Below are 21,096 nucleotides of genomic sequence, written 5' to 3'. Positions count from 1 at the left end.
ATATTGATAATTCTTTTTTTAGTCATCGGTTTATTTCACATTGGTGGACAAGAGATTCGGGACACAAAGAAGAATACAATTTTGACTATGAAAATAGAACTTATCAATATGCTTCGTGGAATTTGTTATGGGAAGAAGATACGCTCAGGACTGAAAAGGCGCTGAATTTTGATAGAGTTCAGGATGGTGTTTCAAGCATTTATTATGCGAGATCATTTGCAGGTGTGGATACTACGTTAAAGTTTCCTACTATTATAAAGAATGAGATCAAGTGGACACAAATAGTATGCAAATCAGTTTCCGAGCTCGTAAAATTGAAAAAAAGCAAGATGACGGTTGAAGCATACAGAATTGATGGCAAGGCAAAATACGACGGGTTCAAAGGATTTAACGGTTCATGGCGAGCTTGGTTCAGTGTTGATCCAAAACATATATTAGTGTATGCAGAGGTTGATGTACTCTTGGGAAGAATTAAAGTGGAATTGAAAAATCATAAATTATCCTCGCATGAACAATAATATATTTGTAAAAACATATATAGATAATCCGTCGAGGATAATATTTGGATAAATCTGATAATAAGAATGGGATAAACCTAAAATCACTGAAGCGCGGTATTAAGTTGTTCATACTTGCTTCATTAGCCGGGTTCACATTTATATATTTTTTTAACGGTACAGAAAACGGCAAAGACGTCTTATTTCATATTGAAATGAAATATTTCGTAATTCTCTTTTTGTTGGTTCTGTTTGATTTGATTCTTGGAGCTATGCGATTATGGATTTTTGCAAGACGCGCGAGTGTCCCAATATCGTTTTTCGGCTGCTTAAAAGCCAACTCAGCTACAATTTTCGTGGGAGCGGTAACACCGTTTCAATCAGGCGGCGGCGCCGGTCAAGTCTATATGTTATATAGCGAAGGGCTTCCAATACTTGAAGGAATAGCAGTGAGTTCTTATGGCTATCTTTTTTCAATGATGTTTATTATGATTTCCGGGATGTACGCTGTGATGACAATAGGCGAACAGCTATTAGGACCTGCGCTTTCGCAGCTCTTTCTTTATGGTATGTTGTTAATTGGAGCAGTAATACTTTTAATCGGAATATCTCTGTTGAGGCCAATATTTCTCGGAACGATTTTAAGGGTATTGGGCAAGGCGGTTAACTTTTTCATCAGTAGCGAACGTATAAATATTTTCAATGAAAATATTATCGATGAGATTCATACTTTGAAAAATACATTCTTTGCGGTAGCAAAAAAATCACCGTTTGCAGTATTCCTATCCTTCATATTGTCAAGCCTTGTTTACCTGAATAAATTTACTATAGCATTTGTGGTAATTCATTCCCTCGGAATACAAACAGAATATTTTTATACAATAAAGATACAATCTATTTTGACCTCGATGTATTATCTGATGCCAACACCGGGTGGCAGCGGCATCGCAGAAGTAGCATCGGCAGAGCTGCTGAACAAAATAGTACCACTCTATCTAATGACAGCATATACGTTTATCTGGCGAGCATTCATACTTTACATCGGTATGGCATTCGGAGGCGCAATTTTATTCCGCGAGTTATCAAAGAACCAAGAAGAAAAGAGTAATAGCACAGAACCGGCAGTAACATAAATTAAGAATAGCAGGCGAATAATTAATCTCCTCTTAGTGGATTTTATCAGCAATAATTGTTAACATTATAGCTACAAATTTCGTTTTCATTTAAAGGGTTTATATATTTTTAATATAAAAATAATAGCAATTACATTTCTTAGAATAAATCCAACATCCAAATTCATTCTACTTATAACTTGTTATCTGACTGTTTTGACATTCGGTTGCTCAAAGAGATCGTCAGACTCGAAAATAATATTAAAATGGAGTCCAATGCAGTCTCTTAACGAGGAGCTGCCGGATGGGATAAAAATATTTGAAGCAGTAAACGAGCTGATCCCATTGAAAGCATGGTATATGTCCGTATCGCTTCAAGATTCGAATATTAATGCCCGGGTGGTAGCATCTGACGAACTGAGCGGTAGAGAATCGGTTTTGAGTTTTGCGAATGATTTAGGAGCCTGCGTAGTTGTAAATGGAGGATATTTCCGCATGGATCTTAATCCAACGAAACATGTGGGTTTGTTGAAGGTAAATGGAAAAGTATTAAAACGCGCTACTCCTTCAGTAATGCGTGATAGTTTAAGGTTTTACATCTCACGTGGCGCATTCGGGCTGAACGACAATGGCAAGATGGATATTGCCTGGGTCTCAAGCAGAAATGATTCGCTATTCGAATGGAAAGAGCCGTTCGGAAACGTTCCTCATAAACCGATACCAAAACCCGATATTTCTTCCGCCCAATTCTGGGAATTCAGTGAGGCACTGAGCGCCGGCCCCATATTATTTGCGGAGGGTGCAGCTCGAGTAACAAGCGATGAAGAAGTTTTTTTCGATACGTCAATACCGGATGTTCATCCTCGCACAGCAATTGGTTATACTTCCGAAGGTGAATTACTATTACTGATTGTTGATGGTCGTCAGAGCGATAGCAGGGGAGTGAACTTAGATGAACTCGCCCAAATTATGAAGGACATTGGAGCTATTGAAGCTTTAAATCTTGATGGCGGTGGCTCTTCATCTATTTACGCGAATGGCAGATTGCTGAATATGCCGGTGGGCGGAACTTTACAGCGTGAGGTAATGTCGGCGATAGCGATTTTCTGTAACTGATATTTTGAAGTAGAAACAACTCCGATGAAACTAAACTTAAAATTATGAAAATAGCTATAAGCGGCGCTTCCGGTTTACTGGGAACTGAATTTTCTGAGTATCTACGGAAAAAAGGTCATAATGTTCTTCGCCTCGTCAGAAGAAAACCGGGTAGTAGCGACGAAATAGAATGGAACCCTATCAGCGGAAAAATTGATAAAGAGAAGTTAGAAAATATAAATGCGATAGTGAATTTTTCAGGCGAGAATATCGGGCTGGGCAGATGGACGAAAAATCGGAAAAAAGTGTTGTTCGAAAGTAGAATTGACAGTACCCGGTTGCTTGCTGATACGGTTGCACAGCTGAAAAATCCTCCTCAAACATTTCTCTCTTCAAGCGCAATAGGAATTTACGGTGATTGTGGCTCAACTCTGTTAAATGAAGGCACACAACCCGGGAAAGGGTTTTTGTCAGAGTTGTGCGTCAAATGGGAAAAAGCGACCGATTCGGCTATGAAAGCAGGTATCAGAGTCATTCAAATGAGAATTGGTGTCGTCCTATCATCAAAGGGTGGTGCGCTAAAAAAGATGTTACCTGCGTTTTATATGGGAGTTGGAGGTAAGTTGGGAAGCGGAACTCAATATTTTAGTTGGATATTAATTGACGATTTCGTTAGGGCAGTATATCATCTCCTAATTTCCGATAATATCCAAACTCCCGTTAACATCAATTCTCACGAAGTTGTCACTAACTATGAATTTACAAAAACACTCGGGAAAGTTATCAATCGCCCCACGTTTTTACCCTTGCCCGGATTTGTCCTGAAAATTCTTTTCGGTCAGGTAGCGGAAGAACTTTTATTGAGCAGCAGCAATGCGGTTCCACAGATATTGATAGGAAGCGGATTTGAATTTAAATATCCCCGCTTAGAAGATGCTTTGCGCTTTACCCTCAAAAAATAAATTACACTTTTTAATATTCATTTCTCCAAAATAAAACTTTTTCGAGCGCTGTCTCGTCTTTATAAGTGAAGATATTTTTAAGGAGACTGGGATTATGATGATAAAGAAATTGGCTGTTTTAAGTCTGGCTACTCTTACCGTAATCAGCGTATCTGCCGGAAGAACAGAAGCGGGGAAAAAAGGTGGTTGGCTGGGTGTGCGGATAGAGACTGTAAACGAGGATGTCCAGGATGATTGGAACCTGAATGTATCAGAAGGGGTTCTTGTAACTCGTGTTTCAAAAGATAGTCCTGCGGATGATTCCGGAATTAAAAGGGGAGATGTAATACTAAAGTATGAGGGGAAAACGGTAAATTACGCGGATCAACTACAGGATTTTGTCCGAAGGACACCACCTGAAGAAGAAGTAGATATCAGGGTGAACCGTGACGGAAAGATTAAAAACTTCAAGGTTTTAGTTGGTAGAGAAAGAAGATTTTCCCGGAATAGGAGTGGTAGAACTCACGGGTTTAGTTTTTTCACCCGGAGTGACGAGGGAGGATACTTAGGCATAGATATGTACGACCTGACGGAAGGATTGAGGGAATATTTTAAGATTGAGGAAGACGAAGGTGTTTTGGTGGTTAACGTCATGGAAGATAGTCCTGCGGAGAAAGCGGGTTTTAAAAGTGGTGATGTCATAACTAAGGTAGGAAAGAGGATAGTTGAAGACTCAAGGGAATTGCGGAAAGCAATATCCCGTTATGACCCCGACGAAAAAGTAGAAATAGAATATGTGAGAAATAAGAAGAAATCGAAGAAAAAAGTAAAACTTGGTGACAGGGAAGATTATGAAACCGATGAATTTAGATTTTTCGGACCGATGCATAAGGGTAACAAGAGTTCTTTATTCTTTGAGATGGATGATTTTCATATTGATATGAAAGAATTTCATAACAATTTCCGACATCCGGAGGATGAGATAGACATTGATCTATAGTACCAGCTCAATGAAATAAACAGTGAAATGAGAAAGATTAAGGATAACGAATAGCAAGATGAGATAGCGATATAGGAAAACGATAAAGATAGAATTACTAACCCCGGCAATGTGGATAGTCGGGGTTATTAATTTTACTTTTAAATCCGTTGGAAAACCTTAACCCAACAAAATAAATTCTTTCGAAAAATGATTTGTTGCGAAAAGGGGGAGAGATTACATTATCAGTCGAATGCTTATAAAACTCATATCTATTATTGTCCTACTCGCCGGAGCGGGAGAACTAAAAGCGCAGAAATATCAATGGCCAACAAATGCCAGCCGGGCAATCACATCAACTTTCAGCGAGTTTCGCCCCGGTCATTTCCACTCAGGCATTGACATAAAAACATGGAACAGGGAAGGATATAAAATATTTGCTGTAAATGACGGATATATCAGCAGAGTAAAGGTATCGCCATTTGGTTATGGAAAAGTGATTTATCAAAAACTTTCCGACGGAAATACAGCCGTATATGCTCACTTGAAAGGATTCAGCGATGAATTAGAAGAAGTAATCAGAATTAAGCAAAAAGAATCCGGGAATTATAGAGTTGATTTGCATTTTAAATCAAGAAGATTTCCGGTGAAAAAGGGTGAGGTGATAGGGGTAAGCGGAAAAACAGGCACAAAATATCCTCATCTTCATTTCGAAATTAGAGATTCCAACAATAATCCGATGAATCCATTAGCGTTCGGATTTAAGGTTAAGGATGCGATTCGACCTACTCCTGTTAAGCTCGCCTTCATTCCATTACAAAGCGGGTCTGAAATAGACGGCGGATTCACCGAAAAGGTATTCAAACTAAGCAGGGTGAGCAGATATTTATATGAAATAGAAGATACTGTGCAAATTCACGGCAAAATAGGGTTGGCGATTTCTGCATACGATATGGCGAATAATATCCCGAATAAATACGGTATTAGCTCTTTCCTCTTAAAGATAGACGGCGTAGAGCATTTCCGATCGAATTATGAGACATTTTCATTCAGTGATACTCGACAGATCGAGATAGATCGAGAGTACAGGCTATGGCGGAAAGGAATGGGAATATTTCACTCTCTATACTCCAAACCGTATAATACAATGCCGTTTTACAGCTATCGGTCCGATGGAGCAATAAACTCCTCGGTCATGCCGGGACTGCATTCATTTGAGATTGTAGTAGCGGACTATTACGGCAATAAGGCAACTGTACGAGGGGCATTTGTATACAAACCTGCTGATAAACTGATGTACACGCTTTCAAATAATGGAGCCGATAACCTCACATTAAAATTCAGCTCTAAAGGAGTTCCTCTGTCAAGATTAGAATTAACAGGTCTCGCAGCCGACAGGAAATCCACAAAATTAGGAACCAGAAAACGAAAGAAAAACGAGAGTGGTATAACGGTGACAATACCTACAAATCCCATTGATTACACATATCTAAAAGTAGAAGGTAATGACATGCTCGGGGCTTCTCTGTTGCCTGTTATTATAAAATTGAAAGAAGTGAATGAGCATAGCACAGGTAAAATAAATTTCGAGTATTATGATAATCACCTTGTAATAAAATATGAGCAATCAGACATATTAGATGAAACTCCGCTACTGATTTTGAAATCCGAAGATAAAAGAACAGTGGAGCTCAAAGTCAATAGAACAAGCCCGTATGAATTTCAATCTTCTATTGATCTGAAATTACTCAGTGTTCCTTCTACTATAAGCGTAATTCGGCGAACCAGCGGAGAAGTCATTCATTCAGAGAATATTTATCTTAATCATATATCTAATGAAAAAGGCGGAACTCTTGTTTCAAAGGACGGGAATTTCATTGCCCAATTTGACGACAGATCTCTTTATATAGATTATTTCGGCGATGTCGAATTATCTGATGACGCTAAATATTTTAGCGGAAGTGATGAGATTTTAACACCCGTTTATAATATTTCGCCTACATATCAGCCTATGAAAGAGGTTGTGAAGGTATTGGTGCGATATCCAAAATCTGAAATGCCGAAGGATAAATTGGGAATATACTATTATGATTCCAAAAAGGGCTGGGTCTATCTAAATAGCGAACACGATTCTTCGATGCAGGTTATGTCAACCGAGGTATTAAGTCTTGAAAGTTTTGCGGTATTAGGAGATAATGTTCCGCCGACAATCAAGAGTGTAACACCATTAAATAATTCGATTGTAAATGGCAGGGAAGTGGAAATCAGCGCAAAGATTAAAGATCTGCTTTCCGGGATACAAGATGAAAATGCTATCACAATTGAACTTGACGGTGAAAAAACGATCTTTGAATGGCATCCGGCAAGCAATACCGCGACATATAAATCGTACCGGCGCTTGAGCAAGGGTAAACATACATTCACTGTCTCAGCTATTGACAATGCTAATAACAGCAGGAGTGTTACAAGAACATTTACGGTAAATTGATACGGTTATTTCGACTGTTTTAGAACAAAGTTTTTAAGCCGAAATGAATTAAGAAACAATCTTCAGTGCATTATCTTATTATAAACATCTTCGACTTTGCCGCGAAGTTCTTCGATAGTTCCGACATTGGTGATAACATAATCCGCATTAGCGATCTTTTCCTTTTCGGAAAGTTGAAACGACATACGTTTCCGAACTTCTTCCTCGCTGAATCTACCTGAATCTACCACTCTTTTTATTCGGACTTCTTCCGGCGCAGTCACGGTAATTATATAATCAACAGTGTAAAGAAGCTCGCCCTCATAAAGCAAGGCGGCATCAACGACGATTACATCGTGTGAAATCGCTAATTCTATTATCTTTTCCCTTATGGCGTTTTTAATGAATGGGTGAGTAATGCTATTTAATAAACCCACACTGGTTTTGTCTTTAAACGCAGCGGCAGCAAGTTTTTTAAAAGAAACCTCACCGGATTCATCAAGAATTTCAATGCCGAATGCCTCAACTATTTTATTTTTAAGAGTAAAGTTAATCGAATACAATTTCTTCCCTACTTTATCAGCTTCAATAACCGTGGCGCCCAATTCTCCAAGCAGCTTACAGGCAAGCGTTTTCCCGCTCCCCATTCCCCCCGTAACACCAATAATTATCATACGTTAGAATCTTTCTTTAGAGATTTCCCCGATGATACAGTCGAAAATATTTTCAGGTCCGCCATCCCCTGAAATTATCCTTAAAAGACCTTTTTTAGAATAGAATTCTACAAGCGGTTCGGTTTGTTCAAAATAAACAGCCAGCCGAATTCTTACTGTCTCTTCTTTATCATCATTTCTTTGGGTGATTTCCGCACCACAGTTATCGCATATACCGCTAACTTTTGGTGGGTTTGATAATGAATTATAAACACTCGCACATTGAGGGCATGACCATCGAGATGACAATCTTTTTACTACTTCCTCTTCAAGAACCTCAAAATTAATAACATGGTCGATATTTATATTACGCTTGGATAATAGTATTTCGAAGCCTTCCGCCTGTGGTATTGTTCTTGGGAAGCCGTCAAAAATAAAGCCTGTTGCGACAGAATCCTGATCAAGAATATCTTCAACTATTTTTAATATTACATCGTCCGGAACGAGTTTTCCTATTTCCATAAAAGAATTAGCCAATATTCCCAATTCTGTGTTCTTGGATATGTTTTCCCTTAGAACATCACCTGTAGATATTTTCGTAATATCATAATGCCCAACTAAAAGTTTAGATTGAGTACCCTTTCCTGAACCCGGCGGGCCGAGTAATATTATTCTCATTTAATTCCATTCATTTTTTTAAAGTAAAATCCCCGCAATAGTCGCTGTCATCCACGAAGCCAGCGCACCCCCAAACATCGCTTTAAGTCCAACTTTAGCAAGATCTGAGCGTCTTCCCGGAGCAATAGCGGATATACCGCCGATTTGAATACCTATGGATGAAAAATTGGCAAATCCACAAAGAGCATAAGTGGAGATAATCAATGAACGTTCTGAAAGGTCACCGGCGTTAATGTGCGAACCGAGCTGAGCGTAGGCAACAAATTCATTAAGAGCGATTTTAACTCCAAGTAAATTTCCGACCTTATCCGCCTCCTGCCAAACGACGCCCATGCTCCATGCAAGAGGTCGAAAGATTGTGCCGAAAAAAGTTTTAAGAGAACCGGGGAATATGCCCAGATACTCTCCGCTCACAGGCGAGAATCCGCTTCCGCCCAAATATAATTGATATGTACCGCCCAACAATTTTCCGTCAATAATCTCGTCAAAAAAATTTAGAATAAGATCTATGATTCCGATGAGCGCAATAAACGCGAGTAACATTGCTCCGACGTTGACAGCTAATTTCAATCCATCTGTCACACCGGTAGTCGCTGCATCAAGCAGATTACTTGCAGTTTTTGTGCGTGGAATATCAACATCTCCCGCAGTTTCCGAATGTTCGGTCTCCGGAAACATTATCTTGGCTATCACAAGCGCAGCGGGGGCGGACATTACACTTGCGGCGATCAGATGACCGGGATCAACACCCATACGAATATAACCTGCGAGCACTCCGCCGGCAATGGTGGCAAAGCCGCCGATCATAACTGTTGCAAGCTCGGAAATTGTCATACCGTTAAGAAAAGGTTTGATAAGAAGGGGGGATTCGGTTTGCCCTACAAATACATTGGCACTGACCGCGAGTGTTTCAGCTCCGCTCGTACCCATTGTCCATCGCATAAATTTCGCCATCGTATCAACAATGACCTGCATAACTCCTAAGTGATAAAGTATAGATAAAAAAGCGGCAAAAAATATGATAGTCGGGAGAACGGCAAAGGCAAATTGAAAACCGAAAGTGCTTATATATTTCGGGTCAACAAGATTCCCGAAAAGGAAACCTGAACCAAGGTCTGTGAGCCTTAGAAAAGTTTCCACTTTAGCCGATAAAGCGGAAAACACCGCTTTACCATCGATTTTATTGATAATATTATAGGCGAATCCCATTGTCAGGAAAGAAGAAATAAGATGTTTTTGATATTGAGTCTTCTTCAGGAATCGTAAAACAAAGATGGTAATCAAAGAAAGAAATATTAGAGGTATTATAAAATCTTGAGGGATCAGGTAATACAATAATCCTACTAAGAAACCGGAGATGAGAATAATTGCGGAAGCATGAATAATCTGTAATTTCTTTTCTGAATGAGAATTTATCTCATCCTTAAAGATATAAACATTTATAAAAGACAAAAATATGAACATGCCGGCAAACGAGGCATCTTGAGCGCCTAAAATGATTACAGCGAATAAAAGCTGAAGACCTACACCCCAAAATATTATTCGGTAGCGAATATTTTTCTTATTATTTGACATTAAATAAGCGATACCAAGAAATACTAGTAAACCAAAGAGACTTATGATTTTCATTCAGATGCCCTCTTATTTATGTTTTTGTTAATTAGAATCCTGATCAGGCGGCTCATAACATTGGCGACAGCGCGCTTCATAGGCTTCGCTCGCCCCAACAACAACTTTTTCGGTTTGATCGGTCAACCTCTGAGTTTTATTTGCCGGATTCCCGCACACCATGCAAACGGCGAGCATTTTATCAACATATTCAGCAATTGCCATAATTTGCGGCATTGGCTCGAACGGAACACCCTTGTAGTCCTGGTCCAAACCGGCGACTATAACCCGCTTACCGTCGTTTGCGAGTTTTTCGATGACATTTACTATTCCGCGGTCAAAAAATTGTACCTCGTCTATGCCGAGTACATCCGCATTGACTGAATTTTGAAGAATCTCAGATGCTTCTTTTACAGCGATTGAAGGAATTTTCAACTCGCTATGCGAAACTAAATGATCGGCGCTGTATCTGTTATCGATAGCAGGTTTGAATATGGCTACCTGTTGTTTGGCTATTTGAGCCCTGCGGATTCGGCGAATCAACTCTTCTGTCTTACCGCTGAACATTCCTCCGCAAATTGCTTCGATAACGCCTTGTTTTGAATTAGGTTGATGCATAATTATATCCTGTAATTAGTGCTTACTTTTTCCTCTCATTTAACAGAGCGGCAATTTTCGTTTTTAAGAGATCCACTGCAACATTGTTATAACCGCCACCCGGGATGATTATATCGGCATATGCTTTCGTCGGTTCAACAAACTGATCGTGCATGGGCCTCACGCTCTCCTGATACTGTTTTATGATAGAATCACTATCTCTACCGCGTTCCTTAGTATCTCTGTTTAAACGGCGTATAAACCGCGTGTCAGATGGTGTGTCAATATAAACTTTAATATCCATTAACATTCTTATTCCCGGATCAAATAAAGTTAAAATACCTTCAACTATGATCACTATATGATCTTTAATTATTCTTCTGCGTTTTTTACGAGTGTGAGTTTTATAATCATAAACAGGAACTTTGACTGTTTTCCCTTCCATTATTTCCTGCATTTGAAGCCGCATCAGTTCCATGTCAAATGCGTTCGGGTGATCATAATTTCTATTGTTACGGGCATCAAGAGGAATGTCCGATTGATCGCGATAATATGAATCCTGTTCGATAATGGCAACTCGATCTGAACCTAATTCGTCGTAAATCCGTTTTGATACAAGGGTTTTGCCGGAGCCGGTACCGCCCGCAATCCCTAACAATAGAGGTTTCTTATTTTTCTTAAGGTTCATCGCCTTCTATAGGTTTATTAAATTCGAAGGGGTGAGTCAGTAATTCCGCCAGATTATATTCAGTAATATTTCCTTCAAAATTTGAAACATATACCGGAATATCTTTTGTGTAGTCCCAGAGCAATTGTCTGCAAGCGCCGCAAGGCGAAGCTCCGGACTGGGTTACTACAGCAATGGCTGCAAATTCATTTTCACCTTCACTCAATGCTTTTACAAGAGCCACTCTCTCAGCACAGATCGTCAGCCCATAGGATGATGATTCAACATTCGAGCCGGTGTAAACTTTGCCTGATTTCGAAAGTAATGCAGCCCCGACTTTAAAATTAGAAAATTGAGCATGTGCATTTTCCTTTGCTTTTAAAGCGGCAGCCGTTAATTCATTTTTATTCATAATAATCTTTGTAATCTAACAAATATCAATTTAATTGAGAACGAAAAACGTTTTATCCTGATTTTTATTTTACTAATGTCTAAAAGCGGGATTTTTCAAGTAATCTTCCAATGTTTGCCCCGAATCATCTTTTTCTGATACGGATGGATTTTGGATTCCCCAGTCAATATTCAAATCAGGATCGTTCCATCTTACAGTTCCTTCCGAAGAGTGTGAATAATATCCTGTGCACTTGTAGTTTACGGTTGCAGATTCTGATAGAGTAAGGAACGCATGTCCGAAACCCACAGGAATAAATAGCAACAAATTATTTTCATCAGATAAAATCTGTTTCACGTATTTACCGAAAGTGGGAGAACCGACGCGAAGATCAACTATCACATCAAGAATCTCGCCTGAAGTACACCTTATCAATTTCGCGGTAGGAGCACTCATATCTTGATAATGAATACCTCTGATGACACCCTTATTGGATTTCGAATGGTTGTCCTGCACGTAATCTGCCGGAAGGCCTTCGTTTTCAAAGGCTCGCTTGTGAAATGATTCCATGAAGTAACCTCTTTCGTCGGTATAACGAACAGTTTCAATCAGCTTCACAGCAGGAATATCAGTATTTAAAAGGTTTATTTCCAATATCAAGTATCCATAATCAAGGTATAAAAGAACGTTTAAATTTTCAATAAATTAAAACAATAAAATAGGGCGTGATACCTTATTTTCGGCTATTTTATAATCACGCCCTTAAATGGGTGGGGCTAATCTATGTAATGCGCTCTTTTCGCGTCTTGTATAATTTATTATCGGAGTGCGTATTGAATTCTTTAGTTCGCAGGTGGTTAAAATCAAATACTCTTTATGTAATATCGGTAATGGATTACCAATTTGAGATTAAAGGTGGCAGTTATCGGCCATTAATCATAAAACTATAAATATAAATAATTTGTTAAATCTAATATAATTATGTCTTTAACGATTATCGTGATTTATTGGCATATGAATTGCAATTGTAATAAGCAAAGAGAAAAACTTCAAGAATATGAGCAGTAAATTAAAAGACTTCAACAACAGCTACAATGCTCCGTCAGAGAGTCCAACCACTACAATAAGGAAATGCTGACGGAGCACTTCCCATCAAATTTTAATGGTAATTAAATATAAGCATAAATATTGAAAATCAAAGTAAAAATGTTATTATTAGAAAAGTCAAGAACCGGTTGGGGATACTAAGAACTTTTAAATCTTTCGTGATTTCATAGAAATCATATCTTATTTTTTTAAAAAGAGGGCTATAGTTATACCTATTTGCCCTGAAAAAACGAAATTCTGATAAACCGAATTTGTGGAGACGGGCGGAATCGAACCGCCGTCCGAAAAAGAGTTCATATCGTCATCTACATGCTTAGTCCTTCATTTAGTTCTCGCAGATCCCACTCCGAAGGACTGGATTAGAGCTCTGCCAGTTTACTAACCCGAAGGCTGAAATTTCATATTATCCTCGTAAACAGGGGATAATACTATCCTGTCATTGATGTCGCTCCAGACACTGCCCGACAGGAAGGGAAGCGAAGGAACGAGTAGCCTCTTAGGCTGCTAGTGCGTAATCGTAGTCTGCACTTAGATTTTTGCCCGGTTTGATAACGCGGAACCGAAACAGCCGCGGCATGCGTACGACACAATCTTCAATCCCGTCGAAGCCATGTCGTCCCCATATATTTAAATTTTATCTGCTGCTTAAAGTCCGATATTGAATATAAATTAAATTGGTAATCCATAAATTTTCTTTACCGCATTTAAGAGGGTTTTCTCCGTATCGTGAAAATATTCGTCAGAGACCGCAATTTCAGTGAGAGCCTGAATTAAATTCTCGCGCATATCATTGTCAAGCCCTGTAATGGCTGCCATGCTCTTTTGACCGTATCGCATACCTTCTGTAAGGCTCAATCCACTGAATTTATTCATTTCATCTAAAATTTCTTCTTCGTTGAATCCGTATCTGTCTAAAACCTCAAAAAGCTTGGTCAACTCGCGTTGATCTATCGCCTCATCAACACCCATCATTGCAAAACAAACGCCTATAAATGCTGCCCGGGGCTCCATACCCAACATATCGTCCATTCCAAATCCTCCTGAATATTGTATGGATAAGTGTAAAATTATCCGCTTAAAAGCTAACTTATGAATAATTTTCGTTGAAACAAATCGTTTTGTAATTCTAAACGATAAAAGGGATTTTTTATTTTAATCGAAAAGCGAGAACTAAATACCTTGATTATACATACGTATCCATTGATATTAAAGAAACGAATGAATCCAAAGCCCCAGAAATCAATAATCATTTTGCAGTTGAACAGAGTTACAATCAATTACCTTTTGATGCTATTTCTCATCTTCAATATAATTCCGCTTCATGCTCAAACAGATCTTCCCGAGTCAACTTATGTGGAACTGACGGTTGTCACATATAATATCAATCATGGGAAAGGTGTTGACGAATTATACAGTTCAATCCGGATCGCCAGGACTTTAGAGCAATATGAACCGGATTTGATTGCCCTACAAGAGGTGGATATGGGGACAAACCGCGTAAATCAGGACCTGCAAATTGAAATAATCGCAAAACATCTTGAAATGTTTTATCTGTTTGGGAAAACTATCAATCGGATCGGTGGAGAATACGGCAACGCCATATTAAGTAAATATCCGATCATCTCATCTCAAAACAGCGATATATCACCTGATAACACATCAGAAAAACGTCGTTTGCTTAGAGCTACTGTTGATCTGGGGTTTCGAACTCTAAAATTTTATTCGACTAAATTCGGTATTATGGATGAAGAAAAAAAATATAATTCGCAGCGAATAGGAAAATTTATGAAGCGGATGGACCCAAACGATCCTGTCATAATTGGTGGGGATTTCGGAGTAAAGCCATTCAGTCCCCTGTTGAATTCTTTAATGAATAATTTGATAGATCTGGGAACGAAATTTAACAGCCCAACAGCAACTTATCCAACAACATTGATGAGCAGGAGACTCGACTATATACTCGTAAATAAATATGTTGAACCGATGGAGTACTATATTCCGATAGACACACTTTCAACTATATCTTCCATTCATCTGCCAATTGTGGCAAAGGTCAGAATCAGCCCATAAAACACAAAGCCCTCAATCTTTTGGATCGAGGGCTTACACCGCATACGTTTTCATTTATCGAAATATCACTCTATTAGAGAGATTAGTTTATCTTAATTTCGATCTCTTTCTTTACCGATTCTTTAGTTTTCGGGACAATTACATTCAAGACACCATTTTTGAAATCAGCCGAAATCTTTTTCTGATCAATTCCGTCATTGAGCCTGAACGATCTCTTGAAAGATCCGAAGCGACGTTCAATTCTTCTTGAACTCGCGGTCTCATCGGTCTCGTTGAATTTTTTCTCACCACTTATTGTAAGAAACCCATTCTCCAATGCGATTTTAACATCATTCGATTCCACACCGGGAAGCTCAAAAGAAATCCTGAAGTCCTTATCGTTTTCTCTTACATCAACTTTTGGTTCGAAACCGATTTCCGCAAATCGCGGAGAGAGTCCGAAACTGTCGTTGAATATGCTATCCAGTAAAGTACTGGGTCTATATTTGATCAAGTTCATTTTAGTTCTCCTTTTCTATTCGTTTATCTATATTTTCTTCATAAGCTCATTCACCTTTAACTTATGCATCTTTTATGCCAAAAGTCGTAAAGCGTTGATAATACACTACTAATGTAAGAACGGCAATAATTTGAAAATGCCAGAATGGCATAATATAAATTTGACCTATGTCAATAAGGCAGTATTGCGATATGATATACTGCAATAGAGTCAGAGGTAATTCTATACTTGATTGTATAAAGAGGTTCAACTATCTTAAGGTTCTAAATTTTTCTGCGATAATTCCTCTTACGGGGTACCAAATGAATAAAAATGTACAAAAAATATTATTAATTTCTCTAACAGCAGCGTATTTGTTCTCAGGTCAAGCCATTGCACAAAAGACGGTCGGTCTATCTGTCAAGTTTACTCCACAAGCGCCTGATAGTTTTGAAACCGCAATTCTCACCCTCACCGACGAAGAATTCAGTATAAATATAAAAGATTTCAGTGGATTACTGGTTCATACGGATAAATTTAATTACATAAATATGGACATCGAAACGATTGAAGATTTAGTTCAGGAAATAACGAATAAACTTCCTGATGTTTTTGAGTTTGAGTTTGTCAAAGATACACCAATATTTGTTTTGAATCCTAATCAGGGAACAATAAGGAGAAGTCCGTTTGTTCCATTTCAGTTTTTTAATAATAGAATATACGATAAAGCGCACAGGATGCCGGGTGAATTAAGTTTTGGCTCTGCATTTTATAACAATGACGGATTTGGCGATAACGGTCATTTTAGATTCGAGTATAATGTAAACTACGAGTTCTTTCAAATCGGAAGAAGAACGAGTTTATATCTCGTAACCGGGATGGAGCTTAATTCCGATGCGCCTGATACAGTCTCAGAAAATCGGTCTATTACGATACCTAAAGACTTTCATTATAAATTGGGTGTGCACTGGGAGATAAAATTCGCCCGTATTCATATTGGGCCTGCATTTTACACCGAATGGAGTGTAAAAAACTTCACAGTAATCACCGATGAGTTAATTCCGACATATTTAAACGTTAATGATTCATTTTACAGACTTCAATATGGAGGACGAATAAGTCTTCCAATTTCTGTAGTTGGAGCCAAGGGAAGTTTCGTTATTGAATATCTTGTTACTTCATTTGAATTGCCGATAGGAATTCAGCTTCAGGATCCAATTACCGGGGCAAACATTAATACTGTTGATGGTTCATTGATTAGGGGAAAATTCCCGATACTCGGTAACCGAATTTCACTTGGATTGGAGTATATTAATTTGCCATTTGATAAAGGCTTGAATGACTCGCTAACAGTTAATGCGTTAGCGAACTTCAGTATTAATGATGTGGCTGCGATTTTGCGGCGAGCATTTAAGATCTGATTTTACTCAATCAAAGATTTAAAACGGATTTGTTAAATCACTATAGATAGGCGTAACTATTTATGTGCGGTAACCGAGTTCTCTCATAGTTTCGTTAACTGAAACACCCTTGATTGACACTTCCGCAATTAACCTTCTATGTATGTCGATTTCATCACCTTCGTAACGGATGTTTTTCCCAGTGCAGATTTTTTCGTGCGCATCACGAGCTTCGGTACCGCCTGATTCACCGCGTGCCGGTGTATTCACGTTTTTCAAGATAAGGATAAAGCCCGCCATATCGTTATGTTCCCATTTAGGGCCAATCATAAGTGATTTTCCATCTATAACTTCGAGAACCTTTGCAGTTGGCATTTATTCCTCCGGTTTCAACTGGTTGTAATGATAATCAGCTATGATCTTAGAAGCAAACATATTCAAATAATCCTATTGTAATTTTCTCGTTCGAAATTCCAGACAGGTTCTCCGCAATATCGTTTTCCTTCGGGACAGTAAGGTTTTGATCCGGAGATTTTTCTTAATGTGCATGGAGGGAGGAGATATTTTCCTATAATCGGGTTTACTTCTGTAATTTGAAGAGCTTCTTCTAACGAAGCTTTCCAAATTTCTTCCTGAGCATTGTAACAGAGTCTCATGGCATGCTTATGATGCAAGTTCAAAAGATCTGAGGATTCTGTGAATCGAATTGACACGGCATTCGGAAGTAAGTAGGCAGTGAATTCATCCGATTCGTTGAGAGACCGCAATTTTGTAATTGCATCCCAGGTTCTGTCCATAGTCTCTTTGTAAATTGCGGAGGCTGTTTTACTTTCCCTGATGAGTGCAGGAGTTTCGTAATCCGGCGTATCGTCCATATGCGCCACCAAAACCGGGCGCGAACCGGGTGTCATCCGATGTCTCTGGTCCTGAGAATCAGCCGTGTGACTTATTTTTTTTCTAAACGTATAGCTGGCGTGATACATTGCCCGGGTAAGTTTATCGTGAGTAGAAAGATTTAATTTTTCTCCGAAAATACTGTTTCGCGCTGGATTGACAGCCATCTCAATTGCAGAATTATCATCCATCATCGATTTTGTGAGACCCAATATTTCCCTGACAGAATCAGCAATACTCTCTTGATTTCGAATCTTATAATCAATTAAGCGGGAAGTCTTGTTATCAAGACTGTCATCGAATTCTTTTCTGAAGTCAGCTGGATTTCGGGTCGTACCGTTGTTCAGTATTTGATATTCGGGAAGTTGACTGATGTCAATGGGCTCTTCAAAAATAATCCGGTAATCAGGGTCGATTTTTAACAGCTCTGCCGCCATCTTATCCGCTATTATTTTTTGTTCGAAAGGAGCATCATATAGATTGCAAATTCTTTGGTAGCGTAATACCGTTAAGGCGCTTACGGTATGATATAGATAAGTGAAAGTAGATATAGGAAGAACGTAACGGGCGATTTCCTGAGTCTTCTTTTCAATCTCTTTTTCAAATTTATCGGCTATTTTTATTCTGCCCGGAAATCGTCTGAAATACTCAACAGAAGTCGCTTTAAATAGTTCTTTCCTCAAATTCTCGTAGGCTTTCATCTGCATTAGCACCGTGCCTTCATAAATCGAACGCCCTTTTGTGCTGAGCGGCGGAATGGAGACATTTCCCGGTTTTACAGTTACATACCGCTGGCTTACCTGCTCCGAATTATAAAATGGGTGGCTATGAAGAAATGACCAAACAGCGTGACGGGATACATTTGAGATAGTAAATTGAAATTGTGCGTGCTGAAAAGTTGTGTGGTGACCTGCTTTATGAAGGTCTTTGACCAGCGTTTGATAGTTATGTTTAATTTTGTCATCTTCAATAATACCGGATGACGAATAGCACGTACGAGCGGCTGTAATAATACTTTTATACGGCTCTTTGAAATACCTTGTTAATTTTACTTCTGGTTCAGGAGAGAAAAATTTCACCGGATTTCAATTTTCACTTTGCATTATTTGATAGGTATTCAATGAGTAAGGTAGCCATAGTCCTTACGCCGATTTCAAGAGCGTCTTCATCAGGATTAAATAGAGCTGTATGAACTCCATAGATTTTTCCTTCAGCTTCGTTTCGCACACCAAGATCAAAATAAAAACCGGGTACTTCTTGAGCGAACCACGCAAAATCTTCTGCTCCCATTGTAGGACTGTTTACGTGGACTGAATCAACCCCTGATACAGACTCAAGGAAAGGAACGGACAGTGCCGTTAATTCGGGATCATTAACGGTAACAGGCGCGCCATTGGTGTAATCGAATTCATACGACGCACCATGCGCCGATGTTATACCTTTAATTATTTCTTCCATCAAAGTAGGAATTCTTTTATGAGCAACGGGGTCGAGAGTTCGAACTGTACCTTCCAATATGACTTTGTCGGCTATGATATTGAAACCTTCACCGCCATTTATTTTCCCCACAGTTATTACCACCGGTTTACGTGCGTCGATTTTTCTGCTGACAATATTTTGAAGAGAGGTAACAACTTCAGAAGCGACAACAATAGCATCAATTCCTTTCCAGGGGTAAGCACCGTGAGCCCGCTTCCCCTTGATAGTGATTTTAAAGAGATCGCTGGATGCCATAAAAGGTCCCGATACATATCCAAGAGAGCCGACTTCAAGGTTGGTATCAACATGCAACCCGAAAATTGCTTCAACGTCCGGGTTATTCAATACACCTTCTTTAACCATTAGGCGAGCGCCTACCATCTGACCTGATGGAGCTTCTTCCGCCGGCTGAAATATAAATTTAATTTTTCCGGGAATTTCATCTTTCAGTTCCGTTAGAACTTTAGCGACACCCAGCAAAATAGATGTATGAAAATCGTGACCACACGCGTGCATAACTCCACTGTTTTTAGAGCTGAATTTCAAACCTGTTTTTTCCTCAATAGGAAGAGCATCCATATCGGCTCTTACAGCAATGACAGGCCCCGGTTTTCCTCCTTCGAGAACCGCAACAACTCCTGTTTTAGCAATTCCGCTGACGGGTTTGAGACCGAATTTTTTTAATTCTGATTCAACAAATTTTGAAGTTTTTTTCTCTTCGTTTGATAGTTCAGGATTCTCATGAAGCTGCCTTCGCCATTTCACTACATCTTCAGTTATCTTACCCGAATTTATTTTAATCGTATTTATCATTTTGCTCTTTTGCCCCTTAACCGTAACTGCTGATAGAATAAGAAGCGACAATAATAGAACATAAATTTTCAATATCCTGAATTTACTATCATCAATTGGAACTCGAATATTTGTCAGAAAGATATTCGATAATCCTCCGAGAATCATTTATTACCTCATCCCCGTCAACAATGACAGGAACTAAAGATTGCCCGGATATATCCTGAACAATTTGCCTTTGGTGAAGCGGAGACGGTACAATGATAGTAGTGTATTCCAATTTTAATTCTTCTAATTGCTCTTTAACCATGCTACAGAATGGGCAATATGCGGTTTCGTATAATTCAATCATTCGTGATTCGAATTCCTTTTAGTCTCTACAGAATTTAGGAATTTCAGCATAATGCTGTTTATCTTTTCCGGCTGTTCGATAGAGCAAAGATGCCCGGCGTCTTTAATGGATACCATTTGAGACTTTGGTAGAGCGGTTTTCAAGGCATTTGCAGCAATATGAAAAATTTCAGTATCATTTTCTCCGGTGATAATCATAAATGGTTTATCATATGCCTGCAATAATTCCATAACACGGTGAGAGTCATTTCCCATTGAAACTTTTTCGTTTAATGGATAGCCTGAAAACTGCCTTATTGCCTTTTTAAGATCTATCCATTCGTTTAATCCCACATTTATTTTACCGAATATCGACTCTTTTAGCAAGACATTTTCCAAGGCATTTTCAACGCCGTCTTTAGCCATAACTTTGCGAAATTTTGAAATTTTAATTTCCCAATCATCACCGGGTATAAACCTCGGAGGCATTGGACTGATGACGATAGTTGAGTGCAACAGATAGGAATACGCTGCGGAAAATTCGGTTGCAATTGCACCACCGAGAGAAAGCCCGATGAGATGAACCTTCCGTAGATTTAATCGATAGATTAAATCTTTAATATCAGAGGCATAATGGTGGATAGTATAACCGTGCTTTGGAGCTACCGATTTGCCATGACCACGCAAGTCAGGAATTATCAATCTAAATGATTCAGAAAGATCTTCAATTTGAGGTTTCCACATTGAACCTGATAACGTGAGACCGTGAAGGAGAACGACAGGAGTTCCTGAACCTATATCCTGATAGAATAGGTTTACTTTTTCTAATTTCAGTGTGGGAGACAATATTACCCGGTGTCA

At 38.9% G+C, this 21,096-nt stretch carries 22 protein-coding genes and 1 other RNA gene; 8 read left to right on the top strand and 15 right to left on the bottom strand.

Translation table 11 applies throughout. The features are described from left to right. The 6 genes from IIB39_07665 to IIB39_07640 all read left to right on the top strand — a co-directional run. On the top strand, nt 1–518 hold a 518-nt coding region (locus IIB39_07665; protein MCH8928574.1), incomplete at its 5' end, for a DUF3108 domain-containing protein. A 44-nt stretch (nt 519–562) separates the two neighbouring features. After that, entirely contained in the window at nt 563–1,630 is a 1,068-nt protein-coding gene (locus tag IIB39_07660; GenBank protein ID MCH8928573.1) for a flippase-like domain-containing protein, read from the top strand. A gap of 255 nt (nt 1,631–1,885) precedes the next feature. Continuing rightward, nucleotides 1,886–2,725: a phosphodiester glycosidase family protein gene (locus IIB39_07655; GenBank protein MCH8928572.1), complete on the top strand. Its 840-nt coding sequence runs from the start codon at nt 1,886–1,888 to the stop codon at nt 2,723–2,725. 44 nt (nt 2,726–2,769) lie between these two features. Further along, nucleotides 2,770–3,666 (top strand): TIGR01777 family protein, encoded by an 897-nt coding sequence (locus IIB39_07650; protein ID MCH8928571.1) that lies wholly within the window; start codon nt 2,770–2,772, stop codon nt 3,664–3,666. 94 nt (nt 3,667–3,760) lie between these two features. Then, nucleotides 3,761–4,645, top strand: coding sequence for a PDZ domain-containing protein (locus IIB39_07645; GenBank protein ID MCH8928570.1), 885 nt, complete (start codon nt 3,761–3,763; stop codon nt 4,643–4,645). A gap of 232 nt (nt 4,646–4,877) precedes the next feature. Further along, nucleotides 4,878–7,112 carry a hypothetical protein gene (locus IIB39_07640; protein ID MCH8928569.1) on the top strand — a complete coding sequence of 745 codons (2,235 nt, stop codon included), beginning with the start codon at nt 4,878–4,880 and terminating at the stop codon, nt 7,110–7,112. Nucleotides 7,113–7,174: 62 nt separating this feature from the next. On the opposite strand, the gene IIB39_07635 is transcribed toward IIB39_07640, so the two are convergent. The 9 genes from IIB39_07635 to IIB39_07595 all read right to left on the bottom strand — a co-directional run bounded on the left by IIB39_07635 (nt 7,175) and on the right by IIB39_07595 (nt 13,821). Further along, nucleotides 7,175–7,765: a dephospho-CoA kinase gene (locus tag IIB39_07635; GenBank protein ID MCH8928568.1), complete on the bottom strand. Its 591-nt coding sequence runs from the start codon at nt 7,763–7,765 to the stop codon at nt 7,175–7,177. 3 nt (nt 7,766–7,768) lie between these two features. Further along, complete coding sequence (locus IIB39_07630; protein ID MCH8928567.1) at nt 7,769–8,422, bottom strand: adenylate kinase; 654 nt, start codon at nt 8,420–8,422, stop codon at nt 7,769–7,771. A gap of 18 nt (nt 8,423–8,440) precedes the next feature. After that, entirely contained in the window at nt 8,441–9,997 is a 1,557-nt protein-coding gene (locus IIB39_07625) for a NupC/NupG family nucleoside CNT transporter (protein ID MCH8928566.1), read from the bottom strand. 81 nt (nt 9,998–10,078) lie between these two features. After that, nucleotides 10,079–10,648 (bottom strand): thymidine kinase, encoded by a 570-nt coding sequence (locus tag IIB39_07620; GenBank protein ID MCH8928565.1) that lies wholly within the window; start codon nt 10,646–10,648, stop codon nt 10,079–10,081. Nucleotides 10,649–10,670: 22 nt separating this feature from the next. Further along, nucleotides 10,671–11,315, bottom strand: a complete 645-nt coding sequence (gene udk / locus IIB39_07615; protein MCH8928564.1) for a uridine kinase — start codon at nt 11,313–11,315, stop codon at nt 10,671–10,673. After that, on the bottom strand, nt 11,305–11,706 hold the full coding sequence (gene cdd / locus IIB39_07610) for a cytidine deaminase (protein ID MCH8928563.1): 402 nt from the start codon (nt 11,704–11,706) through the stop codon (nt 11,305–11,307). Before cdd ends, udk begins: the two co-directional genes overlap by 11 nt. Before the next feature lie 72 nt (nt 11,707–11,778). Continuing rightward, nucleotides 11,779–12,333 carry a dTDP-4-dehydrorhamnose 3,5-epimerase gene (gene rfbC / locus IIB39_07605; protein MCH8928562.1) on the bottom strand — a complete coding sequence of 185 codons (555 nt, stop codon included), beginning with the start codon at nt 12,331–12,333 and terminating at the stop codon, nt 11,779–11,781. A 710-nt stretch (nt 12,334–13,043) separates the two neighbouring features. Beyond that, nucleotides 13,044–13,413: a transfer-messenger RNA gene (gene ssrA, locus IIB39_07600) on the bottom strand. Nucleotides 13,414–13,461: 48 nt separating this feature from the next. Beyond that, nucleotides 13,462–13,821, bottom strand: coding sequence for a TerB family tellurite resistance protein (locus tag IIB39_07595; protein ID MCH8928561.1), 360 nt, complete (start codon nt 13,819–13,821; stop codon nt 13,462–13,464). Nucleotides 13,822–14,010: 189 nt separating this feature from the next. On the opposite strand from IIB39_07595, the gene IIB39_07590 reads away from it, so the two are divergent. Beyond that, nucleotides 14,011–14,862 (top strand): endonuclease/exonuclease/phosphatase family protein, encoded by an 852-nt coding sequence (locus tag IIB39_07590; protein ID MCH8928560.1) that lies wholly within the window; start codon nt 14,011–14,013, stop codon nt 14,860–14,862. 82 nt (nt 14,863–14,944) lie between these two features. On the opposite strand, the gene IIB39_07585 is transcribed toward IIB39_07590, so the two are convergent. Then, complete coding sequence (locus tag IIB39_07585) at nt 14,945–15,361, bottom strand: Hsp20/alpha crystallin family protein (GenBank protein MCH8928559.1); 417 nt, start codon at nt 15,359–15,361, stop codon at nt 14,945–14,947. A 302-nt stretch (nt 15,362–15,663) separates the two neighbouring features. Here IIB39_07585 and IIB39_07580 point away from each other — a divergent pair, with 302 nt between their 5' ends. Next, nucleotides 15,664–16,761, top strand: coding sequence for a hypothetical protein (locus IIB39_07580; protein ID MCH8928558.1), 1,098 nt, complete (start codon nt 15,664–15,666; stop codon nt 16,759–16,761). A gap of 60 nt (nt 16,762–16,821) precedes the next feature. On the opposite strand, the gene IIB39_07575 is transcribed toward IIB39_07580, so the two are convergent. The 5 genes from IIB39_07575 to IIB39_07555 form a co-directional block, all read right to left on the bottom strand. Next, complete coding sequence (locus IIB39_07575; GenBank protein ID MCH8928557.1) at nt 16,822–17,115, bottom strand: hypothetical protein; 294 nt, start codon at nt 17,113–17,115, stop codon at nt 16,822–16,824. A 62-nt stretch (nt 17,116–17,177) separates the two neighbouring features. Further along, entirely contained in the window at nt 17,178–18,713 is a 1,536-nt protein-coding gene (locus IIB39_07570) for an FAD-dependent thymidylate synthase (protein MCH8928556.1), read from the bottom strand. Nucleotides 18,714–18,726: 13 nt separating this feature from the next. Then, the gene (locus tag IIB39_07565) at nt 18,727–19,998 is read right to left on the bottom strand and encodes an amidohydrolase (GenBank protein ID MCH8928555.1); all 1,272 of its coding nucleotides are present in this window, start codon (nt 19,996–19,998) and stop codon (nt 18,727–18,729) included. Between the two features lie 19 nt (nt 19,999–20,017). Continuing rightward, nucleotides 20,018–20,257: a glutathione S-transferase N-terminal domain-containing protein gene (locus IIB39_07560; GenBank protein MCH8928554.1), complete on the bottom strand. Its 240-nt coding sequence runs from the start codon at nt 20,255–20,257 to the stop codon at nt 20,018–20,020. Then, entirely contained in the window at nt 20,254–21,081 is an 828-nt protein-coding gene (locus IIB39_07555) for an alpha/beta hydrolase (GenBank protein ID MCH8928553.1), read from the bottom strand. The genes IIB39_07560 and IIB39_07555 overlap by 4 nt, the downstream gene beginning before the upstream one ends. Nucleotides 21,082–21,096 lie beyond the last annotated feature (15 nt).

The organism is Candidatus Neomarinimicrobiota bacterium, assembly GCA_022573815.1.
Taxonomy (GTDB): domain Bacteria; phylum Fidelibacterota; class SORT01; order SORT01; family SORT01; genus JACZTG01.
The sequence above is the reverse complement of the archived record's forward strand: the minus strand, read 5'-3'. Positions and strand labels throughout refer to the sequence as shown.